The organism is Klebsiella sp. H-Nf2 (genome assembly GCF_002806645.1).
In the GTDB taxonomy this organism is placed as follows: Bacteria; Pseudomonadota; Gammaproteobacteria; order Enterobacterales; family Enterobacteriaceae; genus Klebsiella; species Klebsiella variicola.
This window is the reverse complement of sequence record NZ_PIBL01000001.1, coordinates 1,044,230-1,066,641: the sequence shown is the minus strand read 5'-3', so window position 1 is coordinate 1,066,641 and position 22,412 is coordinate 1,044,230. Positions and strand designations below refer to the sequence as shown.

Annotated in this window: 21 protein-coding genes and 2 pseudogenes; 7 read left to right on the top strand and 16 right to left on the bottom strand. The window is 58.5% G+C overall.

Annotation, left to right across the window (positions count from 1 at the left end):
- Nucleotides 1-84: 84 nt before the first annotated feature.
- From CWM58_RS05295 to CWM58_RS28085, 4 genes and pseudogenes are all read left to right on the top strand, one after another.
- The gene (locus CWM58_RS05295) at nucleotides 85-1,596 is read left to right on the top strand and encodes an MFS transporter (RefSeq protein WP_100680445.1); all 1,512 of its coding nucleotides are present in this window, start codon (nucleotides 85-87) and stop codon (nucleotides 1,594-1,596) included.
- Nucleotides 1,597-1,739: 143 nt separating this feature from the next.
- Nucleotides 1,740-1,853 (top strand): annotated as a pseudogene (locus CWM58_RS29205) (LuxR family transcriptional regulator); the annotation flags it as partial.
- A gap of 681 nt (nucleotides 1,854-2,534) precedes the next feature.
- Nucleotides 2,535-2,790: pseudogene (locus CWM58_RS29200) on the top strand (transcriptional regulator).
- Between the two features lie 164 nt (nucleotides 2,791-2,954).
- Complete coding sequence (locus tag CWM58_RS28085) at nucleotides 2,955-3,635, top strand: hypothetical protein (protein WP_133122411.1); 681 nt, start codon at nucleotides 2,955-2,957, stop codon at nucleotides 3,633-3,635.
- Between the two features lie 127 nt (nucleotides 3,636-3,762).
- Here CWM58_RS28085 and CWM58_RS05285 read toward each other — a convergent pair whose 3' ends face one another.
- Both CWM58_RS05285 and CWM58_RS05280 read right to left on the bottom strand, forming a co-directional pair.
- Nucleotides 3,763-4,959 carry an MFS transporter gene (locus CWM58_RS05285; protein ID WP_061154344.1) on the bottom strand — a complete coding sequence of 399 codons (1,197 nt, stop codon included), beginning with the start codon at nucleotides 4,957-4,959 and terminating at the stop codon, nucleotides 3,763-3,765.
- Nucleotides 4,960-5,122: 163 nt separating this feature from the next.
- The gene (locus CWM58_RS05280; RefSeq protein ID WP_100680444.1) at nucleotides 5,123-6,253 is read right to left on the bottom strand and encodes an alpha/beta hydrolase; all 1,131 of its coding nucleotides are present in this window, start codon (nucleotides 6,251-6,253) and stop codon (nucleotides 5,123-5,125) included.
- A 173-nt stretch (nucleotides 6,254-6,426) separates the two neighbouring features.
- Here CWM58_RS05280 and CWM58_RS05275 point away from each other — a divergent pair, with 173 nt between their 5' ends.
- A complete protein-coding gene (locus CWM58_RS05275) occupies nucleotides 6,427-7,353 on the top strand; it encodes a LysR family transcriptional regulator (RefSeq protein WP_100680443.1) in 927 nt (308 codons plus the stop codon).
- A gap of 245 nt (nucleotides 7,354-7,598) precedes the next feature.
- On the opposite strand, the gene CWM58_RS05270 is transcribed toward CWM58_RS05275, so the two are convergent.
- The 13 genes from CWM58_RS05270 to CWM58_RS05210 all read right to left on the bottom strand — a co-directional run bounded on the left by CWM58_RS05270 (nucleotide 7,599) and on the right by CWM58_RS05210 (nucleotide 20,024).
- On the bottom strand, nucleotides 7,599-8,087 hold the full coding sequence (locus CWM58_RS05270) for a DinB family protein (RefSeq protein ID WP_100680442.1): 489 nt from the start codon (nucleotides 8,085-8,087) through the stop codon (nucleotides 7,599-7,601).
- 117 nt (nucleotides 8,088-8,204) lie between these two features.
- Nucleotides 8,205-8,723, bottom strand: a complete 519-nt coding sequence (locus CWM58_RS05265; RefSeq protein WP_100680441.1) for an anti-virulence regulator CigR family protein — start codon at nucleotides 8,721-8,723, stop codon at nucleotides 8,205-8,207.
- A gap of 377 nt (nucleotides 8,724-9,100) precedes the next feature.
- Nucleotides 9,101-10,072 carry an ABC transporter ATP-binding protein gene (locus tag CWM58_RS05260; protein WP_100630600.1) on the bottom strand — a complete coding sequence of 324 codons (972 nt, stop codon included), beginning with the start codon at nucleotides 10,070-10,072 and terminating at the stop codon, nucleotides 9,101-9,103.
- Nucleotides 10,069-11,049, bottom strand: a complete 981-nt coding sequence (locus tag CWM58_RS05255; RefSeq protein WP_100680440.1) for an ABC transporter ATP-binding protein — start codon at nucleotides 11,047-11,049, stop codon at nucleotides 10,069-10,071. Before CWM58_RS05255 ends, CWM58_RS05260 begins: the two co-directional genes overlap by 4 nt.
- On the bottom strand, nucleotides 11,046-11,996 hold the full coding sequence (gene opp4C, locus CWM58_RS05250; RefSeq protein ID WP_100680439.1) for an oligopeptide ABC transporter permease: 951 nt from the start codon (nucleotides 11,994-11,996) through the stop codon (nucleotides 11,046-11,048). The genes CWM58_RS05255 and opp4C overlap by 4 nt, the downstream gene beginning before the upstream one ends.
- Nucleotides 11,993-12,952, bottom strand: coding sequence for an ABC transporter permease (locus CWM58_RS05245; RefSeq protein WP_100680438.1), 960 nt, complete (start codon nucleotides 12,950-12,952; stop codon nucleotides 11,993-11,995). The genes opp4C and CWM58_RS05245 overlap by 4 nt, the downstream gene beginning before the upstream one ends.
- Nucleotides 12,953-12,997: 45 nt before the next feature.
- Complete coding sequence (locus tag CWM58_RS05240; RefSeq protein ID WP_100680437.1) at nucleotides 12,998-14,701, bottom strand: ABC transporter substrate-binding protein; 1,704 nt, start codon at nucleotides 14,699-14,701, stop codon at nucleotides 12,998-13,000.
- A gap of 148 nt (nucleotides 14,702-14,849) precedes the next feature.
- The gene (locus CWM58_RS05235) at nucleotides 14,850-15,893 is read right to left on the bottom strand and encodes a methionine ABC transporter ATP-binding protein (RefSeq protein WP_100680436.1); all 1,044 of its coding nucleotides are present in this window, start codon (nucleotides 15,891-15,893) and stop codon (nucleotides 14,850-14,852) included.
- Nucleotides 15,894-15,945: 52 nt separating this feature from the next.
- A complete protein-coding gene (locus CWM58_RS05230; RefSeq protein ID WP_074385651.1) occupies nucleotides 15,946-16,722 on the bottom strand; it encodes a MetQ/NlpA family ABC transporter substrate-binding protein in 777 nt (258 codons plus the stop codon).
- A 31-nt stretch (nucleotides 16,723-16,753) separates the two neighbouring features.
- The gene (locus CWM58_RS05225; protein ID WP_008804593.1) at nucleotides 16,754-17,428 is read right to left on the bottom strand and encodes a methionine ABC transporter permease; all 675 of its coding nucleotides are present in this window, start codon (nucleotides 17,426-17,428) and stop codon (nucleotides 16,754-16,756) included.
- A gap of 1 nt (nucleotide 17,429) precedes the next feature.
- On the bottom strand, nucleotides 17,430-18,656 hold the full coding sequence (locus CWM58_RS05220; protein ID WP_100680435.1) for an SfnB family sulfur acquisition oxidoreductase: 1,227 nt from the start codon (nucleotides 18,654-18,656) through the stop codon (nucleotides 17,430-17,432).
- Nucleotides 18,657-18,979: 323 nt separating this feature from the next.
- Nucleotides 18,980-19,609: a CatA-like O-acetyltransferase, family 1 gene (locus CWM58_RS05215; protein ID WP_165785685.1), complete on the bottom strand. Its 630-nt coding sequence runs from the start codon at nucleotides 19,607-19,609 to the stop codon at nucleotides 18,980-18,982.
- A gap of 31 nt (nucleotides 19,610-19,640) precedes the next feature.
- Nucleotides 19,641-20,024, bottom strand: a complete 384-nt coding sequence (locus tag CWM58_RS05210) for a VOC family protein (RefSeq protein ID WP_061154353.1) — start codon at nucleotides 20,022-20,024, stop codon at nucleotides 19,641-19,643.
- A 90-nt stretch (nucleotides 20,025-20,114) separates the two neighbouring features.
- Here CWM58_RS05210 and CWM58_RS05205 point away from each other — a divergent pair, with 90 nt between their 5' ends.
- On the top strand, nucleotides 20,115-20,885 hold the full coding sequence (locus CWM58_RS05205; protein WP_061154354.1) for a DeoR/GlpR family DNA-binding transcription regulator: 771 nt from the start codon (nucleotides 20,115-20,117) through the stop codon (nucleotides 20,883-20,885).
- Between the two features lie 4 nt (nucleotides 20,886-20,889).
- Here CWM58_RS05205 and CWM58_RS05200 read toward each other — a convergent pair whose 3' ends face one another.
- Nucleotides 20,890-21,519, bottom strand: a complete 630-nt coding sequence (locus CWM58_RS05200; protein WP_061154355.1) for a LysE family translocator — start codon at nucleotides 21,517-21,519, stop codon at nucleotides 20,890-20,892.
- Nucleotides 21,520-21,768: 249 nt separating this feature from the next.
- On the opposite strand from CWM58_RS05200, the gene CWM58_RS05195 reads away from it, so the two are divergent.
- Entirely contained in the window at nucleotides 21,769-22,404 is a 636-nt protein-coding gene (locus CWM58_RS05195; protein WP_008804599.1) for a carbonic anhydrase, read from the top strand.
- Nucleotides 22,405-22,412 lie beyond the last annotated feature (8 nt).

The following is a 22,412-nucleotide window of genomic DNA, read 5'->3' as shown; positions in this document are numbered from 1 at the left end:
CAGTCTATTTATCGGCAATAACATCCGCAATAGGATGGCGGCAGTTTATTTATTCCTTCCTTGCCACCTTATGAGGGCCGCCAGATGTCACGTACCGCCAGAACACCTTCCCGATACGCCAGCGCCCTGGCCGCGCTTTCTGTCTTTATGGCGGCCTTGCTGCTGCCGTTAAGTTTTACCGGCGGCGTCATGACCACCCCCGCGATACAGCAGTCGCTGGGCGGCTCTCCCGCTGCGCTGTCGTGGCTGACCAATGGCTTTATGTTGACCTTCGGCAGCTTTTTGCTGGCCGCAGGGGTGACGGCGGATGCCATCGACAGAAAACGCATCTTCATTGCCGGCGCTGCGCTGTTTTGCCTGACACACGATCTCTTGCTGTCAGGCATGCTGAGGTCACTGCAAGGCCTGGCCGCGGCGATGATTTTAGCCAGCGGCAGTGCGGCGCTGGCCCAGCTGTATGACGGCGCTCAGCGGACCCGGGCATTCAGTATCCTGGGCACGGTGTTCGGCGCCGGCCTGGCGTTTGGCCCGCTGATGATCGGCTTCATGACCGACGCGGTGGGCTGGCGCGGCGTATACGCCCTGTTTGCGCTGCTTTCGGCAGGGGTGCTGCTTATCGGACTGGCGTATCTGCCCGCGGCAGAAAAAAGCGAGCCGCGGAAACCCGACAACCTCGGTTTAACCCTGTTTACGCTGGCCCTGATGTTGTTTACCTCATCGCTCATGGTCATTCCGGCCTGCGGTTTTTTATCGCTGCCGACGTTGACCTTGTTCATCGCGTCGGCGGGGCTGTTCGTGGCGTTTGTCGCGCGCTGCCAGAGGGTGAACAACCCGGTGCTGGACATCTCCCTGCTACGCCATCCGCGTTTTGTCGGCGTGCTGTTACTGCCTGTCGCCACCTGCTGTTGCTACGTTGTCCTGCTGATTATTGTTCCACTGCATTTTATGGGCGGAGAGGGGATGAGTGAGTCGCAGAGCGCGCTGTATCTGATGGCGTTAACCACGCCGATGCTGGTTTTTCCTTCCGTTGCAGCCCTGCTCACCCGCTGGTTTTCCCCCGGGATGGTGTCCACGGGAGGACTGATGATGGCCTCCGTCGGGTTGCTGTTGCTGGGAGAGGCTTTTCACAGCCAGCATCTCCCGCGGCTGGTGCTGGCGCTGATCCTCTGTGGGACGGGGGCAGCGCTTCCCTGGGGGCTGATGGACGGCCTGGCGATTTCCGCTGTGCCGGTGGCGAAAGCCGGTATGGCGGCAGGCCTGTTCAACACCGTTCGTGTTGCCGGCGAGGGGATCGCCCTGGCGGTCGTTTCGGCGGTATTAACGGCAAGCAATACCCTGACGCTGCAGAGTCGCGTTCACGGGTATGCGCCCGAGGTGATTGACCGCGCCGCAGGCTGGCTGGGGGCCGGCAATATGCCGCAGGCGGCTGCGCTTTTGCCTGACCTTTCCCTCCGGCTACTACGTGAGAGTTATGACTTTGCCTATACGTTGCTGTTTAGCGCGCTGGCGATCGTCACCCTGCTGTGCGCCCTGATGGTCTGGCGGACGCTATGCCGGAAGGGGAGCGCTTTCCAAACCCGCAACAGCGAATCCTGAACCCCCTTGATAACGCATTGGCGTCATGCTTCCCGGTCTGCTTAGCGAACCGGGACTGTCATTGTTTCGCTGGCGGAACTATGCTGATTAGGGCGGCGCATGCGCCGCTCCGGCCGCGGAAACAGTGACTCACAGGTGTCGTTATGGCGATTGATCCGGAACTGATTTACATCGAGATCCTGGAAACGGTGCTGATGGCCACCCTGGATCCTGATTTGTGGAAATCGGCGTTGCAGAAACTGGCGTTACTGACCGGCCATCAGTACGCGGCATTTCTGTTTTACGACAAAGGCAATGCCCATCTGTTGACCGATTCATTCCTGCTCGAGGAGAAGGTCTTTACCGCCTATCGCGATGTATTTCTGGCTATCGATCCCGCCGAAAAAATATTGACCGCGTTACCGGTCGGGCAAATATATCGGGACCGCGAGTATTTGGGCGATAAGTTTATTGCCGGCAGCGTCTATTACAATGAATTTCATCACCCCAACGACCTGAATAATCTCACCAGCGTCAAGCTGTGTACCATCAATGGCTATGCCACCTATCTGTCACTGATGACGGCCAATACGGCGGCTTATCCGCAGCCGGTGCAGTTTGAGCTGTTCAGGCGCCTGATCCCGGCGTTAAAAACCGCCTGCCAGCTTCACGCCCGGTTTGAACAGCTGCGGGACACCATTAAATACCAGAGCGCGGTGATGGACAACGGGATCTACCCGGTATGGCTGGTGGATCATGGCGGTAAAATTCTCTACGCCAGCGCGCATGCCGAACGCTACCTGCGCGCCAACGCCCGCCTCTCCTGGTATAGCGGGGGCGATACGCTGTGCCTCAATACCGACAGTAAAAAACTCAAACGCGCCATCGAGCAGGCCACCCGGACGGCAGAGCCGCCGAAGGCAGGGCTGTGCTATACCGCCGGGCGTCAGCCGAAACCGATCCTCGTGATCCCGGCGGCCTGCCTTGCCGGGGTCGCCTGTGTGATTATTCCCGAGCCGTTTCTCACCGGCAGCGCCTTGATGGAGCTGTTTAACGTTAAGCCTGCCGAGAATGCGGTGGCGGAGCTGCTGGTGCGGGGCATGACGCCGGATGAATGCGCCTTACATCTGGGCGTATCCATCGCCACGATCAGAACCCACCTCAGCGCCCTGTACCGGAAAACCCATACTCGTCATCAGGCTGAACTTCTGCTGATCCTCCGCGCGATTCACGGCTGATTTATTTCATCCACTCATTCATATGAATGAGTGAGTCTGTTATTGCCGCCATTATAATCCTCATAAAACGAATGAAGGATTTAATCGCTCCCTGAGCGGTCAGTCCGTATATCTAATTCCTGCTGGATGGGAGTGGTTAATATGTTTTTCTTTCGTGTGATAGCCATCGTGATTTTATTCCCCGCGTTAATATCCTGCACAACGCAAAAAGCACTAAACGAAACCGGGAAGGAGATTGATAAAGGCCATTATGGTGTCGCGACATGGTATGTCGCGACCTTGCCGATTGTCATGCTTTATGACGTATTTACTCTCGGCGGTACCAGCGATCCGCAAACGGGATATAATACGGTCGCCAGCGTCGCGAATAAACAACCGGTGACTCAATTATCCCACAGTTCATCAGGTTCGCGATCTCAAACCACAACTCAAAGCGCGGCTGGCGGTTCAGTCTCGACCGTCGCCACGCCCCAAAACGCCGCCCTGAGAACGGCGTCTTCGCAAGGGCAGCCATCGGTTTCTTCATCAGTTAAATCCTATCCTCCGGCCGATAATTGCCTTACCCGTGACTCGACGTCGAATTCATTGGCTGACTTCTGGATTAATCATTGTGGCTTTGCCGTTACCGTGATGTGGTTTGATGCGAGTGATTGCCGTACAGGGTGTATGGATGGCGTAGGGGCGAATTCACGCCAGACAATAACAAAAGGAAGGGCGGGAAGCGCTTATACTTCAGTGGCTTGTCCTAAACCTTCTACACCAAAAGGACCCGATGGCATTCATCAATGGGCCAATGAAGGGTATCATCAATGTACTTCCTGAACCGTGGATAGCCAGGCCAGAGACATCCTGGCCTGGCTATCCAGTCGCGCTTCCAGTCTCTGCCGAGCGGGCGTCAACATTAGCAGGAGCAGCGCCTGCTCACGTCGCTCACTATCAACAGCATGACTCAGCCAGCAGAGCATCGCGCCGTCTGGATCGCCATCAGCGCGGCCACGACCAGCATCCCGGCGCTCAGGCAAAAGGTGCTCTCATAGCCCAGATGATCAAATAAAATACCGCCGACCGTTGAGCCAATGGCAATGGAAAACTGCACTGTCGCGACCATCAGCCCCCCGCCTGATTCGGTATCCGCTTTGGTGGCATGGGCGACCCAACTCCACCAACCTACCGGTGCCGCCGTGGAGAGTACGCCCCACAGGGCCAGCAGAATCGATACCGCGACAACGTTTGTCGCCAGCGGGATCAGCAGCAACGCAATCAGGGCCATCAGTAGTGGAATAATCATTAACGTTTTATAGAGCTGGTTTTTAATCATCAGCCCTATAGCCGTGGTCCCCGCCAGTCCGGAAATACCGATCACTAATAATATTAGCGAGATGGTCCTGGCATCGACCTGAGCGATCAGTTCGAGGTACGGCCGAATATAAGTGAATAAGGTAAACTGCCCCATGAAAAAAATACCGGCCGCGCCCATGCCGATCGCCACGGAACGATCGCCCAGCAGTCTTCCCAGACCTGAACCGCTGGCGGCCTGATGCGATCCCGCTTTCATTGAGGGAAGGCTTATCCACTGCCAGATGAAGGTCACTATCGCGATGGGCACCAGGCTCAGAAAGGCACCGCGCCAGCTGGTGACTGACGCCAGATAGCTGCCAAGCGGTGCAGCCACGACGGTGGCAAGCGCATTGCCGCCATTAAAAACGGCCAGAGCGCGCGGAACCTGACTAATATGGACCAGCCTGACCGCCGTGGCGACAGACATTGACCAGAAGCCGCCAATGACCACCCCAATCAGTGCGCGCCCCAGCATGTAGATACTAAAATTCGGCGCCATTGCCACGATTAAAGCAGAAATCCCCATCAACGCGGTCAGCAGTAACAGCAGATATTTGCGGTTCATTTTTCCAGCCAGCTTGCGAATAAGCAGGCTGGTTAAGACCGCAAATATTCCCGAGATCGTCATTCCCTGACCCGCGGTGCCTTCGGTGATCCCCAAATCCAGAGCGATGGGGGAGAGCAGACTCACTGGCATAAATTCTGAAGCGATTAGCGTAAATACGCAGAGTGTGATAGCAAATACTCCCGTCCAGTTGGAGGAAGGGCGTTTTTCATCAGCATAAGCTGAATGATTTCTGAGATTCATAATGGGGTTTATTACACCTTAACGTTTACGACAGGCGTCGCTACCTTCTTTATCGGCAGCGAATTCAATACGGGTTGGATTATAAAAACCAAAATTAGGCATATTGACTCCTGTGCGCCGGGTTAGTCCCGGCGCAGAGATTAAAATGGAGGTCAATTTAAAATTATTTCAGGCTGGCTTTAAAGAAGCGGTCCAGTTTATCAAACGGAATTTTCCCGCTTTGATTGTCATATAAGTCCACGTGGTTAGCACCCGGAACAATGACCAGTTCTTTGGGTTGAGCCGCTTCCTGGTAGGCGGTTTCCGCAAAGTAACGCGAATGCGCTTTCTCACCGGTAATAATCAGCACTGGCCGTGGCGAGATTTCCTTAATATGATCCAGCTGCGCGAAATTCATAAACGGCATCGGGGTTGTCACTGACCATGACCCGGCGGAGTTAACCGACCGCGGGTTATACCCACGCTGGGTGCGATAATAATCGAAGAACTCACGAGTAATGGGATCGGCATCTGCTTTCAGCGTTGCTGGCAGGATAGTTTTATCCCGGACTACGTTACCCGCTTTATCAAAGCTGACATTGTGGCTCTCATAAGCAGGCACGCCATTCTCGGCGTCTTTCCAGCGCTGCAAGCTCATGTTTTCCAGTACTTTGCTACGCTGTTCCGGGGTATAGCTGTCCTGGAAGCCTTTACCCCACAGGCGCGACATATCATACATCACCGAGGTGGCGACGGCCTTGATACGTTTATCCATGGCTGCCGCGCTGAGGTTCAGCCCGCCGTAGCCGCAGACGCCCAGCAGGCCAATGCGATTCCGATCAACGATATCCAGCAGACCCAGATAGTCGACGGCCGCCATGATATCTTCCGTGTTGATATCGGGAGAGGCGATATTACGCGGTTCGCCGCTGCTCTCGCCGGTATAGGAAGGGTCAAAAGCCAGGGTGACAAAACCACGCTGGGCCATTTCCTGAGCATAGAGACCGGATGACTGCTCCTTAACGGCACCGAATGCCCCACTGACCGCCAGGGCAGGAAGCTTACCGGCCGGGTGATTTTTCGGCACATAGACGTCGGCGACAAGGGTAATGCCGTAGCGGTTTTTAAACGTGACTTTTTGATGGTCGACGGCGCGGCTCAGTGGGAAGGTTTTATCCCAGGTCTGAATGAGCTTAACATCCGCGTCGCCTTTCATGGGCAGCGTCAGGTCTGCAAAGGCGGCATTTGAGCCAAACAGCATCGCCATCCCTATGATCAATCCCGTATGTCGCGTTCGATGAGAAAAAGCAGCCATAAATACTCCTGAAGGGTGTGAAGTGCAGACCAGGATGTCCCGCTCTGTGTGAGTGTTGATGGCGCTTATAGTAGAGAACTAAAGCCGTTCTGATTAGCGGGTAAAACCGCACTTCATTAATGCATCTATGTTATAAATAAAACCATTGAGACCGACCAGACACAGGAGCCAGGGTGGATATTTTTCGTCGTGAGGATCTGCACCATCTCTATCTTTTTTATCATGTGGCGAAAGAGGGGGGATTTACCCGCGCCGCGGCCAGACTGGGCCTCGCACAGTCGAGCATCAGCCGCAGCATCACCATGCTGGAGAAAAGTATTAATCTGCAGTTACTGGTAAGAAGTACCCGTAAGGTCGCGCTCACCCCGGCCGGGGAAAAACTGCTGCGTTCGCTCGATCAGGGTTTCGGTCAGCTGGAGAATGGCTGGATACTACTGAATCAGCTCAGGGAGAAACCTGCCGGAACCGTGCGCATTAACGGCAGCAGGCAGGCTATCGAACAGCTGTTGCTACCGCGATTGCAGTCGTTGCGCGATGCTTACCCGGATATTGCACTGGAACTCATTGAAAATAATACCTTTGTGGACATTGTGAAGGAGCGATACGATGCCGGGGTCCGCTACGGCAGTATGGTCAACGAGGATATGGTCTCCGTGCGTATTGGCGCCGATGTGCCGATGCGGGTTGTCGGTAGCCCCGATTTCCTCCGCCAGCATGGGACCCCCACGCATCCCCGCGAACTCGAAAAGTATCCCTGCATTGGCTATCGCATGTCGGATGGTTCACCGTGGGGATGGGAGCTGCATGATGGCGATCGGTTGTACCGACATAATCCCGCCGGAGGGTGGGTATTCAGCGATGCCGGCACCGTCATTAAAGCCGCGACGCTGGGCGTGGGGCTGGCCTATGAAGCGGCGGATCTGATGCAGGACGAACTGGCAAGCGGTCGGCTGATACCGGTTCTGGAGAATTACAGTCATACCTTCCCGGGGTTTCATATCTATTATCCGCACCGCAATGTGTCCAGTGCGCTGCGAGCGATTATCGACATCCTGAGGGACTATCCCGGGGCGGACAGCCGCGCTAACGGACCCGGCTGATCCCTCGCTGGCCATTTTCTATCAGGCTCATGGTTACGTTGACGGGCTCATTCCTCTGGGGAGACTGGACGAGTCTGACGCATTACCTCTGCAGCCTTTATCATACCCGGCACGATTCGAATTAGCCGCGGAAGCATCCTTTGGGAGTGATTAGCAAGACGTCATGGCGACGGGCAGGACTGCGTCATTCGCCATGAGGCCGTTCCCCTGCGCCACTTGCGCAGAGGGACATCACGTGACGAGACTCAGGAATGGTGGTCGCGCAGGAAAACCGTCAGCACCTCTTTCGGCGGCACGCCGCCGCATTCGCCAATCATCCAGCCCACCGCCCCGCGGTGATAGGCGCCGTGAAAGAGCATGTGGTTCAGCATCTCCATCGCGGTCATATTGCCGTCACCGCCGTCGACAAATTTAAAGGCGATACGTTCGTGGAAATCGGCGGGGGTCATGGCGCTGACGTACTGAATGTACTCATCCGTACAGGCGGTCATGGCCGTTTCCAGCTCATCAACGGTTGGCGTCTCGGGGGTATTCAGCGCGGTATAACCGTGCGGCCTGCCGCGCAGGTTCGCCCGGAAAATCATGTCAACGACATGGATATGGTTCATCAGCCTGATGGTCAGATGACGTTTTTCGCCATATATCGTACCGTCAATTGCGCGGATCGCCTGTAAGGTGGCAAGGTCAATCCAGCGCTTGTATTTCAACAGCGTCACTACTGTGTCTTTGTCCATAGTCCGTCCCGGGTTGGTTGAGCCATTATCTTAGCGATTATGCCAGTGAGTTGTCATTATCCACCGCCAGACACAAAAAAGCCTCGCCGGGGCGAGGCTTTTCAATAAGCAGGTGATTTAGTCAAACACACCGTTAATCACGGCGGTAACGATGGCGGTGCTCAGGGCGACCAGCACCAGGTCATCGCCGACCGCGCGCCATTCATAGCCAGGATAATAGGGCAGGTCGTTAATCATGGAAGCCGGCAGGGTCTTTTTCGCGATGCCCGGAGGCAGCGGTTTGCCGCGGGCGACATTTTTGGCGATCCCCGGCGGCAGCGCCTGATAGCCGACCAGACCGTAGTTCACGGCAAGGGAGCGCGCCCGTGAAAAGCTGATATCGCTGTCGACATGGTCGGGTTTACCGTAGTTTTTACGGTTGCCATGATCGTCAGTGGACTGACCTTTATTCTGGCCTTTATTACCATGGTCGCCATTATTGCCATGATTGCCGTTATTGCCATGGTTACCACTGTTCCCGTGATTACCACCGCCATTACCGTTGCCGTTACCCGGGTTGGCATAGACTGGCGCGGCCAGCACGGCAAGAGAAATAACCGCCGCCAGTGCTGTTTTGAGAGTGCGACGCTTAAGCATGATGTTGTTTCCTGAATGGGGAGTACACGCTTAAAACATAAGAGAAAGCTATACCCCTGGCAATCTCATCATTTCTTATTTTTTGCCGGTTTTTAATCACCGGCGGGGAAGATAAAGGGAAAGGGATAGCGGGACGCGGATAAGCAATTCCATTGCTGCGTTTTGACAGACGGGCGACCGCGCCCCGCTAAATGTGTTGCCGACAGGATCGCTCCCGGGCGTAGAGAAAAAAATGCCCGAAGCCATCGGGCAAAAATGAACAAAAATATTACGCTTCATTCATAACGCGTCTCACAAGACGGGGCGGATAGTAAATCCTGGCGCTGCCGTGCACAATCGGACGGTTGTTTAGAAATAAATAACCCCATCGACTGTGCTCAGGACGCGACCCAATGGCAGGCGACCCGATGGCCAGGGGCCACCTCGCGCAGCGCCGGAGCCTCTCTCCGGCAATGTTCGCTGACCTGCGGGCAGCGGGATGAAAAGCGGCAGCCGGCGGGCGGATTGGCCGGATCCGGGATCTCGCCTTGCACCAGCGCCTGCGGTTCACTGTGCGGATCGAGGGTGGGCACCGCGGCCAGCAGGGCGCGGGTATAGGGATGGAGGGGGCGGCTGAACAGCGCATCGCGGCTGGCGCTTTCCACCAGCTGTCCCAGATACATTACCGCCACATCGTCACATAAATGCTCCACCACCCCGAGGTCGTGGGAGATAAACAGGAACGTGACACCGCGGTCGTCGCGCAGGTCGGAAAACAAATTGATGATCTGCGCCTGAATCGACACATCGAGGGCCGAGATGGGCTCATCGGCGACGATAAAATCCGGGTTGAGGATCAGCGCCCGGGCAATACCGATCCGCTGTCGCTGGCCGCCAGAGAACTGATGCGGGAAGCGGGCATAGTGCTCCGGTGCCAGGCCGCAGATCTTCATCACGGCGATCACCCGGTCATACAGCTCATCGCGGGTGCACAGCTTGTGCTGTAGCATGGCTTCGCCAATCGCGTCGCCAATACGCAGCCGCGGGTTCAGCGAGCTATAGGGGTCCTGAAACACCAGCTGCATTCTGGGCCGGATGGCGCGCAGGGCAGGCGCGGTCAGGTCGGCCAGCTCCTGACCGTGAAATTTCACGCTGCCAGCACTCTTCTCATACAGGCCAAGCAGGGTCCGGCCGACGGTGGTTTTACCACTGCCGGACTCGCCCACCAGGCCAAAAATGGTGCCCGGACGGATGTTAAAGCTGACGCCGTCCACCGCGCGAAGCTCGCCAGTCTGCTGGCCAAACAGGCCGTCGCGCAGCGGAAAATATTTTTTCAATCCATCCACTTCAATAACATAGCGTTCGCTCATGCTGTCGCCTCCGCAAATTCGCTGTAAAAGCAGGCGGCCCGCTGGCGCTCACCGAGCAGTGGCGGAATCGCCTCCCGGCAGCGCGCCGTCGCCCGCTCGCAGCGCCCGGCAAAGGCGCAACCCGCCGGCAGAGCGGCCAGATCCGGCACCTGGCCGGGAATAGAGTACAGCCGCCGACGCCGCTCACCCGGCACCGGGCGGGAGGCGATCAGCCCACGCGTGTAAGGATGTTGCGGATGCCGTAGCACCTCTGCGGTGGCACCTTGTTCCACGATCCGTCCGGCATACATCACCACTACCTGCTCGGCCATCTGCGCGATCACTCCCAGATCGTGGGTAATCAGCATCATCGCCATCTGGCTGGCCCGCGCCCGGTCACGCAGCAGGCGCAGGATTTGCGCCTGCACGGTTACATCGAGCGCGGTGGTGGGTTCGTCGGCAATCAGCAGTTTGGGCTGACAGCTCAGCGCCATGGCGATCATCACCCGCTGCAGCATGCCGCCGGAAAGCTGGTGAGGATAGCGGGTCATCAGGCTGTCGCCGCGCGCCAGGCCGACCTCGCTTAACAGCTGGATGGCCTGCTGCCAGGCGGCTTTCGGCGTGGCGCCGAGGTGGCGGATCAGCGGTTCGCACAGCTGTTCACCGATGGTCAACACCGGGTTCAGGGCCGACATCGGTTCCTGAAAGATCATGGCCAGCTGGTGGCCGCGCAGGTCGGCCATCTGTCTGGCTTTCAGCCGCAGCAGATCGCGGTCCGCGAAGCGGATCTCGCCGCCGTCGATGCGCGCCGCCTGCGGTGGCAGGAGACCCATCAGCGCCATGGCGGTGACGCTTTTGCCGCAGCCGGATTCGCCCACCACGCCAACGGTTTGCCCGGCCTGAATGGTGAAAGAGACCTCCTGCACCGCGCGCACGCGAGTGCGTTCGCCGGCGAAAGAGACGGAGAGATGATTAAAGGCGACTAACGGCGTGGTCATTTCAGCCTCGGTTTCATATTAGGATCCATGGCATCGCGCAGGCCATCGCCCAGCACGTTGATGGCGATCACGGTGATAAAGATGGCGATGCCCGGCGGCATCCATAGCCAGGGGCGGCGCTGGAAATCGATCAGGCTATTGGCAGCATCCATCATATTGCCCCACGACGGCGTCGGCGGTACCACGCCGAGGCCGAGATAGCTCAGCGCGGATTCACTGAGAATGGCGTTGGCGACGGCCATGGTCGCCATCACCACCAGAATCGGAATGGTATTCGGCAGCAGGTGGCCAAACAGCCGGCGATGCGCCGACAGGCCCAGCACCTGGGTGGCCAGCATAAAATCGCGTTCGCGCAGGGAGAGACATTGTCCGCGCACCAGCCGCGCCAGTCGGGGCCACTCCAGCAGGCTGAGCATCACCACCACCATATAAATGCGCGAGTCCGGTGAAAAATCGAGCTCGGAAAGCATTGCCCCGGCGACGATCAACAGCGGTAACCCGGGGATAGTCATCACCAGGTCGGCCACCCGCATGATCAGTTTGTCGGTTAACCCGCCGACATAACCCGAGAGGGCGCCGAGCAGGTAGCCGAGGCACACCGACATCACCATGGTCAGCAGGCCGATAATCAGCGAGATGCGCCCGGCCAGCAACAGGCGGGTGTAGACATCGCGACCGAGGAAATCGGTCCCCAGCCAGTGTTCCGCCCCGGGCGGTTGGTTGATGCTCAGGGCATCGGTGGCATCATCTCTCCACGGCGACCAGACGGGCCCCAGCACGCACCACACCGCCATCACCGCCAGCAGGATCAGGCAGAACATGGCCAGCCGGTTACGGCGCAGCTGTCGCCACCCCTGGCGCCAGGGAGAGGGGGGAATATGCGCCAGCGCCGGGATAGCCGCCTGCCGCTGGCGGCGACGGGAAGCAAAGTAAGACAGGATCATCATGACCTCACCCGAATACGCGGATCGGCCCAGGCGTACAGCACGTCGGCGAGCAAATTACCAACGATCGTCAGCACCGCCAGAAACAGGGTAAAACCCATCAGCACCGGATAGTCGCGGGCGGCCAGCGAGTCGATATGGATGTGGCCTGCCCCCGGCCAGTTGAACACCTTCTCGGTAATGATCGCCCCGGAGAACAACCCCGGCAGCTCGAAGCCCAGCAGGGTGATAATCGGCAGCAGGGCGTTGCGCAGGGCATGTTTGAGGATCACCGTGCGCTCCTGCAATCCCTTGGCGCGGGCGGTACGGATAAAATCCATTTTCACCACGTCGAGCATACTGGCGCGCACATAGCGCGTCAGGCTGCCCGCCTGCAGCATCACCAGCGCCAGCACCGGCAGCGCCAGGTGGGCGGCCACTTGCAGCACATACTGCCAGCCGCTCTCGTCGCTGCCGGTATTGGTCATCCCGCCTACCGGTAGCCAGTGGAGATCGACGGCAAACCATTTAATCAGCAGCAGGCAGAGGAAAAAGGTGGGGAACGACATGGCGGCAAACACCGCGACGCTCACCAGATGATCAAACCAGGAGCCGGGTCGCAGGGCAGAAACCACGCCGACCGCCAGGCCAATGCCCCAGTAAAAGACCAGCGCGACGCTGGCCAGCAGAAAAGAGTTCCAGATGTACTGGTTGAGCAACTGGCTGACCGGGATCTGATACTGCAGTGAAAAGCCTAAATCACCGCGCAGCAGCTGTCCCAGCCAGTGGAGGTAGCGGGTGAACAGCGGCTGGTCGAGGCCGTAGATCGCCTTCAGCTCCGCGGTGCGGGCGGCGGTGAGGGTGATATTGCCATCGATAAAGTCGCCGGGGGTTTTGGCAAACAGCATAAAAATAATGAAGGAGGCCAGCAGCAGCATCGGCAGCGTTTGCAGCAAGCGCCTCAGGATGAAATTTTTCATGACGGTCTCACATCAGCCGCCGGTTAACCCGGCGGCCAGGGGGATTTACTTGACGATTTTTACATCCGGCAGGCTGCCGGTCAGGCCGTTGTAGATATCCGGCTGAAAGCCGCTGACGCGGGCGCTGCTGGCGGAAAGAATGTCGCGATAGCCGAGCAAGATCACCGGCGGATCGTCGGCCAGCACTTTATACAGCTGGTGGTAGATCGGCTTGCGCTGTTCAATGTCGAGCACCGCGTTGCCGGCGTTAATCAGCTTATCGACTTCCGCGTTATGGTAGCCGGACTCTTTAGCTTCGCTGCTGTAAAAATCCCATACCCCGTCGTGCGGGTCGTTGAGGGTGCTGGTGCTAAAGGAGGCCAGATCGTAATTTCCGGCTTTGCGCTGCGCCATCAGGGCGTTGAAATCCACCACCTGCGGCTTCAGCAGCACGCCAATCTGCCGCCAGTTCTCCTTGGCGATGGGGATCAGAGCGTCGTTGAGCACCTTCTTGCTCACCAGCAGGGTCAGCTCCAGGCGCTGGCCGTCTTTGGTGCGGATACCGTCGGCGCCAGGCTTCCAGCCGGCCTCATCCAGCAGCTTTTTGGCCTGTGCCGGATCGTAAGGGTAAGGGTTGACGCCTTCAGCGTTAAAGGCCCAGGAGATCGGGGCGATCGGCTCGATGGCGACTTTGCCGTACCCCTGATAGACCACGTCGATCAGCTTCTGCCGATCCAGACCGTAAATCAGCGCCTGGCGCACGCGCTTGTCCTGCAGCGCCGGGCGATGCACGTTGAACTCCACCTGGCTGTAGTCGCTGGAGCCGTAAAGATTAATGTTGGCGAAGCCGAGCATTTTCAGTTGCTCAATATCGTCGGGGCGTGAGGTAAAGGCGTCATAGTCGGTCTCCCCGGTCTGGAACAGTTGGAAGTTGGTCGACGGATTAGTCACGCGGTAGATAAAGCGCGGTGTTGGCGGCGTTCCGCGGTAAAAATGGCTATTGGCATGGAAGCGTATTTCCTGACCGGGAATGTATTTGTCGTACACGTAAGGGCCGTTGCCCAGTGGCTTGCCGTGCAGTGAACGCAGATAGTCGAGATTTCCCCGCTGATATCCTTTGCCGTACCAGGCTTTCGACAGCACCGGCCCGCCAATTTTGGCCAGCGTGGTGGCGCCTGGCTGCGTGGTGGTCACCTGCAGGGTGAGCGGGTCGATGACCTTCAGGCCGCTGACGCTGTCAGCTTTGCCGGCTTTGTAGTCCGCGCCGCCGGCGATATTGGCCAGGGTGATGTCGGTATCGCCATCATATTTGGGGTCGAGCAGGACCGTCAGGGTAAAGGCGACATCTTCCGCCGTCAGCGGTGAACCGTCGCTGAAGGTCAGGCCAGGGCGCAATTTGATGGTGTAGACTTTGTTATCCGGGCTGACCGTCCAGCTCTCCGCCAGTCCCGGGACCAGCTTACCCTGACTGTCCCAGTCGATCAGGCGTGAAAAAATCACGTTAGTCACGTTCTCATCCCAGCCGTTGACGAAAAAGTAGGGGTTAAAGATCCCCTGCGGCTCGGAGATCCCGGCCACCACCGTATCTTTCCGCAGTTTGGCGCTGGCCGGGATCTGGCTGGCGTCGGTGGCCGGGGTGATACCTTCTTTCAGGGTCCCTTCCGCATGGGCAACAGAAGAAAATGCTACTACGCCGCCGAGCAGGGCCACTTTTAGCGCCAGGGCGAAGCGGGTTTTTCGGGTTTTTAATCCTTGTTGTAATCTGGACAAAAGTGCTACCTCATCAAATAATTGCGTGGTTATTTACAATTCATGACGAAAGATAAGAGGCGCACTTCCCCCTGTCTAACACTGAAACGCTATGATTTATAACTAATTATCCTTAGCAAAGGATCGGGAATATAATCCCATTCGATGGCTAAGAAGCAGTGGTTTCCGCTGTCTGATGATGGTGGGTCAGAATGCTGTCTGCGACCCAGCCATCCTGCGCCAACGCGCTGGCGGCCAGCGGCCCGCTCAGCCGGACCAGCAGTTGGCCGATCACCCGGCCCTGAATGCGCTCGCAGTTGCTGTACAGCAGTCGGGCGTCGCCTCCCAGCAGACTGGCGATATGCTGCAGATTGGGTTCGCGACCACTGCTACCGTCAAAACGTAAGGTCACGATCTGCTCGCCGTCGCGCAGCGCTGGCCCGGCCTCCGGGCGATCGGGGTGCTGCAGGCCGAGCATGGCGCGCGTCACCGGGTGCTGCGGGTTGCCAAACACGCGCCAGACATCGCCCTGCTCGACAATGCGCCCGCCCTCGAGCACGCTGACCCGATCGCAGAGGGTGCGAATGACCTCCATTTCGTGGGTGATCAGCACGATTGTCAGGCCCAGGCGCTGGTTAATCTCCTTGAGCAGGGTTAGCACCGACAGGGTGTTTTCCGGATCCAGCGCCGAGGTTGCCTCATCGCACAGCAGAATTTCCGGCTGAGTGACCAGCGCCCGGGCGATGCCGGTCCGCTGTTTCTGGCCACCGGAGAGGCGGGCCGGGTAGCTGTCGCGCAGCGCGCTGAGGCCCACCAGCTCAAGCATCTCGCTGACCCGACGCTGGCGTTCGCCGGCCGGGACGCCAGCCATCTTCAGCGGCAAGGCGATGTTCTGCGCCACGGTTTTGGTGGCCATCAGGTTAAAGTGCTGAAAAATCATCGCCACCCGCCGACGCAGATCGCGCAGCTGGCGCGTGGAGTAGCGCACGGTTGACTCGCCGTGGATGAACATCTCGCCGCTGTCGGCATTTTCCAGACGATTAAACAGGCGCAGCAGGGTGGATTTTCCGGCGCCGCTGCGGCCGATGATGCCGAAAATTTCGCTCTGACGGATGGTCAGGTTAATGTCCTGTAGCGCCTGCACGCCGTTAGGATAGGCTTTGCTGATACCAGCAAACTCAATATGGGTCGGTGGGGCAGGGATATGCGTCACGATGATGCGCTCCGTTAGCCCGGGCAGCGGCTGACGCCGCTGCCCGCGGTGATTAGAATCCAGGTAAAATTTTGCCCTGATAACGCGTCAGAATGAACTGACGAACTGCGTCCGAATGCAGCGCTTGCGCCAGCTTCTGAATGCCCGGGTCCTGAATGTTGTCCGGGCGCGCCACCAGATATTCGACGTACAGATCGCTGCCTTTTTCCACCAGCAACGCTTTATCGGTGTCGATACCGGCCTCCAGCGCATAGTTGGCAAAGATAAAGGCCAGGTCGACCTGCTTCACCGCGCGCGCCAGCATGGCGCCCTCCAGTTCGCGGATCTTAAAGTGATGCGGGTTGCTGGTAATGTCCTTCGTTGCCGATTGCGGATTGTGCGGATCCTTGAGGGTAATCAGCCCGGCGTTGCTTAACATCACCAGCGCGCGGCCGGTGTTCACCGGATCGTTAGGGATGGCGATCGTGGCGCCGTCAGGCACCGCGGCGAGGGTCTTGTATTTGCTGGAGTAGGCGCCGAAGGGCTCGATATGCACCCCGACCACCGGTACAAGGTTAGTGTGGCGGGTCTGGTTGTAGTTATCGAGAAATGGCCGGTACTGGTAGTAGTTGGCGTCGAGGTGTTTCTCCGCCAGCTGCTGGTTAGGCTGAATAAAATCGTTAAACACTTTGACCTGTAAATCGACGCCCTCCTTTGCCAGCACCGGCTTCACAAATTCAAGGATTTCCGCATGCGGCACCGGCGTGGCGCCGACGATCAGCGTCTCGTTAGCCAGCGCTGCGGTGGAGAAGAGAGCCAGCAGTCCGGCGGCAATAATGGATTTTTTCATGATAAGGGTTTCCTGAGCAGAGAAGGGTAAGTTATTTGCGGCTGACGTAGCGCACCAGGCGGTCGCCGCTCATTTGCAGAAGCTGTACCAGCGCGATCAGCATCAGGACGGTGACCACCATCACGTCGGTCTGAAAGCGCTGATAACCAAAACGAATGGCCAGATCGCCCAGCCCGCCGCCGCCGATCACCCCTGCCATCGAGGTGTAGTCGACCAGCAAAATGGCCGTCACGGTCACGGCGGCGATCAGCCCGGCCCGCGACTCCGGCAGCAGCGTGTGCCAGATAAGCTGCCAGGTGCTGCCGCCCATCGACCAGCTGGCCTCCACCAGGCCGTGCTCCACTTCGCGCAGGGCGGTTTCCACCAGCCGGGCGAAGAACGGGGCGCAGCCGGCGACCAGTGGCGGAATGGTTCCTTCCACCCCCAGCGAGGTGCCGGTCAGCAACGTGGTCACCGGGATCATCACGATGAGTAAAATGATGAACGGCAGGGATCGCAGCACGTTGACGCACAATGACAGCAGGCGGTAAAGGCGCGGGGCGTACAGCAAACGCGGCTCGCCGGTAAGATAGAGCACGATCCCCAGCGGAAGCCCCAGCAGTACCGTCCATCCCAGCGACCAGGCCAGCATGGTAAGGGTATCGAGGGCGGCCTGGGCCACATCGTTCCAGTCGATTTCCGCGAAAAACGCCAGCAGACTCGTCATATCAGTTCCAGTCATGTCGTTGCGGGCGAATGCCGTTCAGCACCCAGTTGCCAAGCAGCTGATACTTCCAGCGAACCGGGTCGTGCAGGGTGTGCACCCGGGCATTGCGCCAGTGGCGGTCGAGGTTGAGCGACTCACCGGTGGCGCGAGTACCTCCCAGCTCGAACAGGCGGCTGGCGGCCTCCAGCGCTACTTCAGTGGTCCATATTTTGGCGCGGGCGACGGCCAGCGACGCCTCGGCGACATGCTCTTCGCTGAGGTCATTTTTATAGCGGTCGAGCACCCGTCCCGCCCGCTCCAGCAGCGCGTCGGCTGCGGCAAGGCGGCTGTCCAGTTGACCGATATGGTAGATAGTCAGCGGATCGTCGCTCGCCCGCTCCACACCGGCGTCGATCCACGGCCGGGCGCTGTGGCGCACGAACGCCACGGTATCGTCCAGCGCCGCGCGGGCGATCCCGACATCTATCGCCGCGGTGGTCAGCTGGGCGAACGGGCCGGCAAGGGTCGGGCTGGCGTAAGACTTCCACGTTGGAAAAAGGTGGAAAGGATTAACCGGAAGATTATCGGCCAGCACAGTGCCGCTGGCGGTGGTGCGCTGACCGAGGCACGCCCAGTCATTAACTACCGTCAGCCCCGGACTGTTCTGCGGCACAAAGGCGAGCTGGGCGCGGTCGTCGGCGTCCAGCGCCAGAATGCCAATCCAGTGGGCGTACAGCGAGCCAGTGCAGTAGCCTTTACGGCCATTGATCCGCAGACCGTCTGCGCCTTCCTCGATGCGGGTACGAATATCAAGGACCGTTTTCCCCCCGGTTTCCGACAGGGCATTGGCGAAGCGATAGCCCTGTAATACCTGGGCGAAAAAGAACGCCTGTTGGTCGTCGCTGCCCTGCAGACGAATATCCTCCAGCAGGCAGTAGTGGTTCTGAGGGATCTGGCCTAACGATGGATCCGCCGCAGAGAGAATGGCGATAACCTGCGCGAGGGTCGCGGCCGAGACCTCGGCGCCGCCAAAGCGGCGCGGCACCGTGATGCCCCACAGTCCGCTGTTGGAATAGGTGTTGACGATCTCCGCCGGGACAATGCCCGTGCGGTCGCGCTCGGCGGCGCCGGGTTTGAGCACGGCGGCGATCTCATGGGCGATGGCGAGGGCTTCCGCATCGCTGGCAATAATATGCGCCTGCGGCGTGGACTGGGTGTAAGGCTGTGCGGGTGAACTGGCTGACATCATCTTCTCTCTTATTCAGTGAATAGCTTATGCACAAATTAGATAAATAAATAATTCATAATGCCTGTGGGTTATATGTATGGGTAAGCAAAACACGTGCCAGCGAGAGAGGAAGGCGCAGTCGTGATAGGAAGCGGGTTGGCTATGTCAGCTGATGGAGCGGACTGCTGCAAATGCAGCGCCGTTTTGCGCCGGCTGTTGCAAAGGCAACAGGAGGGTGAACGACCGCCGGGCGTGAAGGAAGGAACAAGGCGGTCAGTTCAGAGCGGACGTCAGCGGTGCGTCGTCGCAAGGGCGAGCAGTGAGGGTGCGGTCTCGGTTAACGGTTACCAGAGCTGCTCGGGATTGCTAAATCCCTCTTCCACGAGAGCAAAAAAGCGGCTGGCGTGGAGACCGTCGACGAAGGCATGGTTAAACCGCCCGGCCACCGGGATCACGCCGTTCTGCAGTTTCCCCCAGGTAAGCGCGGGCACCGCCGCGCCTACGGCATATTCCGCATGGGTCATCGAGGTGAAGTGGAGCCACGGCAGACAACTGGCGCAGATAAAATGCTCGCCATCGACGATGAGCGGCGCCGGCGTTGTCTCTCTTGCCGCGACGATCTTCGGCGTTGCCGCATCGCTGAAGGCAGTGAACTCGGGGGCGTTGTCGCACCATACCTGGCGGAATCCTTCCTCGACGGTCATCACCGGCGTCATTACCGCCAGGCTGTCATATTCAATCACCTCGTCATTGCGCACGCGTTGCCGTAGCTGCGGTACTCCGTTGGCCGCGCGCAGCAGCGCATAGAGCGCAAGCTGAAAAAACGAGACCCGACGGTCCTTCGCACATTCGTACAGGCGCTGCGCCGCTATCGGGACACAGAGGTTAAAGCTGGGGTTGGCAAATTGTCGGTAAAAGGTGAAATGGTCCCGGCGGGGCCAGGTCGCGGTGTCGATAATTCGGTAATGTGCCATGAATGCCTCCTGAATACTGGCGGTCTGCTGACTATGCGACGATTTCAATCAGGTTGCCATCGGGATCGGCGATCACTGCCTCATAATAGCCGTCGCCGGTGGTGCGCGGCGGTGAAACCAGAATTCCGGCGGTCTCGGCGCGTTGGGCGAGGGCATCGACCTGTTCCGCCCCGCCCACCGAGAGGGCCAGATGTACCCAGCCGGTATGGTTGTTATCCGCGCTGGCCGGCTGCAGGCCAGGCTTGGTCATCAGCTCGATCACCACCTCGTCGTCGATGGTGACAAAATAGGAGGCAAAGCCGGGGTTGGTCTGGCTAAGGTATTTTTCATTGATGCTGGCGGCAAAGAACTCGACCCAGAAGCGGGCCTGGACGTCGAGCTGTTGGGTCCACAGGGCGAAATGGGCAATTTTCATGGTAAACCTCCGGGCAGGAACATTGACAATCAAAGCAGCGCAGACGATCATGCTTGCTGTTGCTCGTTTTTGATAATTTAAGGAGTTATCGTGCTCGATTATGCTGCTTTTCCCCAACAGCGACAAGCGTTGATTTGCCAGATCCTGCAGGAAAACGGCAGAGTGGTGTGCGCGGAGCTGGCGGCGCGGCTTCAGGTGTCGGAGCACACCATCCGCCGCGATCTGCATGAGCTCAGTCGCGAGGGGTTCTGTAAAAAGGTGTATGGCGGGGCGGTGCTGAGCCTGCCGGAGGCCGGGGACTACAGTGAACGGAAAGATAAAAATCGAGCAACAAAACTCAGGATCGCGCAACAGTGTGCCAGGCTGGTGAAGCCCGGCGGTACCCTTTTCATTGATACCGGGACCACCAATCTGGCGATGGCCGAGGCGCTACCCGCCGAGCTGGCGCTGACGGTAGTAACGAACTCCCCGGAGATCGCCGCGGTACTGGTGAAAAAACCGTTGTATGACGTGGTGATCCTGGGGGGGCAGGTGCAGCGGGCGAGCGGCGGCTGCGTCGGCGCCGCGGCGGTGGCTCAGGTGCAGGGCATGTTATTCGACCAGGGGTTTATCGGCGGCTGCGCGATGGCGCCAGAGTCGGGCCTGACCGGTTTTGACTATGCCGACTGCGAGTTCAAGAAAGCGGTGATTAAGCAGTGCAGCGAAATAATCATCGGCCTGACCTCGGATAAAATTCCGGCGGTGGCGCGGTTTGTGGTCGCCGCGAGCAGCGATATCGATGTGCTGGTGGTAGAGGAGAATATCAGTCGCGAATATCGCGTTGCCTTTCAGCAGCACGATATTCGCATCCATACCGTGTAGCCCGCTAGCGGGTGAGGGAGGTGGCGATAAGCCGCAGGCCCAGCGCCCCCAGCACCGTCGCGGTGGTGATGTCGATCCGCCGCTTCAGCCGCAGGTAGACGCGCCGCGGGCGATCGGCAGACAGCACCAGCGCCACCAGCGAATACCAACTGACGTCAATCAGAAAGCTCATCAGCGGCACGATGTAGTAAAAGGCGGTGGGGATCTGCGCTGGCAGCAGGGCGGTAAAAATTGAGGCGAACACCAGCGCGGTTTTGGGATTGCTCAGCTGGGTATACAGCCCATCGCGGAAGGTCTTCAGCAGCGAATGGTTGCCAGCCATGCCGCTGGCGGAAAAGTCCATCGGCTGCGCCGACCCGCGGAAAATTTTATAACCAAGCCACAGCAGATAGATCCCGCCCGCCACCTTCAGCCCAATAAACAGCTCCGGCACCGCGGTGAGTACCTTCTGCAGGCCCAGCATTGCCATAATGGAAAAAATGGCGGCGCCGGCGCCAGTACCGAGGGCGGTCACCAGACCGTGCACGCGCGAGCGAGCGACGGCATTGCGCGCGACAAAGATAAAGCTTGGGCCGGGACTGATCACGCCCATGATCAGCACCGCGGCAATGGCCATCAGGCTGGATAAGAACATAGCGACTCCTGTGATGTCCGCCGCCGGCAGGCGGTCGGTACCGTGTGGACGGTTGGGCTAAACAGAGTAGCAAACTGGTTCAGGAAAGCACGTCAAAAAGGTGTAGGTAAGGCGAGGCGGAGCGGGCGGTGGCGGCACGCGTTTTCTGCGCAACTGTTTGAATAACGATTCCCATTCTTGTCATCAATGGTAAACTGAATAACTGTGATCTTTGTCATACCGTAATAACTACAGAGAAGAGACACTGCTATGCAACATATCATTGAGGGCTTCCTCAACTTCCAGAAAGAGATCTTCCCCCAGCGTAAAGAGCTCTTCCGTAGCCTGGCCTCCAGCCAGAATCCCAAAGCGCTTTTCATCTCCTGTTCAGACAGCCGTCTGGTGCCTGAACTGGTAACCCAGCAGGAGCCGGGACAGCTCTTTGTCATTCGTAACGCCGGGAATATCGTGCCATCTTTCGGGCCGGAGCCAGGTGGCGTTTCTGCTACCATCGAATATGCCGTCGTTGCGCTGGGCGTGACGGATATCGTGATCTGCGGCCACTCCAACTGCGGCGCGATGAAAGCGATCGCCACCTGCCAGTGCCTTGAGCCGATGCCGGCGGTGTCCCACTGGCTGCGCTATGCTGATGCCGCGAAAGCGGTGGTGGAAAAGAAAACCTGGGCCAGCGAAACCGATAAGGTCAACGGCATGGTGCAGGAAAACGTCATCGCTCAGCTGAACAACATCAAAACCCATCCGTCGGTGGCGGTCGGTCTGCGCGACCATACCCTACGCCTGCACGGCTGGTTCTACGACATTGAAAGCGGCGACATTCAGGCGCTGGATAAAAACACGAAATCCTTTGTTTCCCTGTCGGAAAATCCAGACGTCTTTTTCGAATAAAGCCGTTC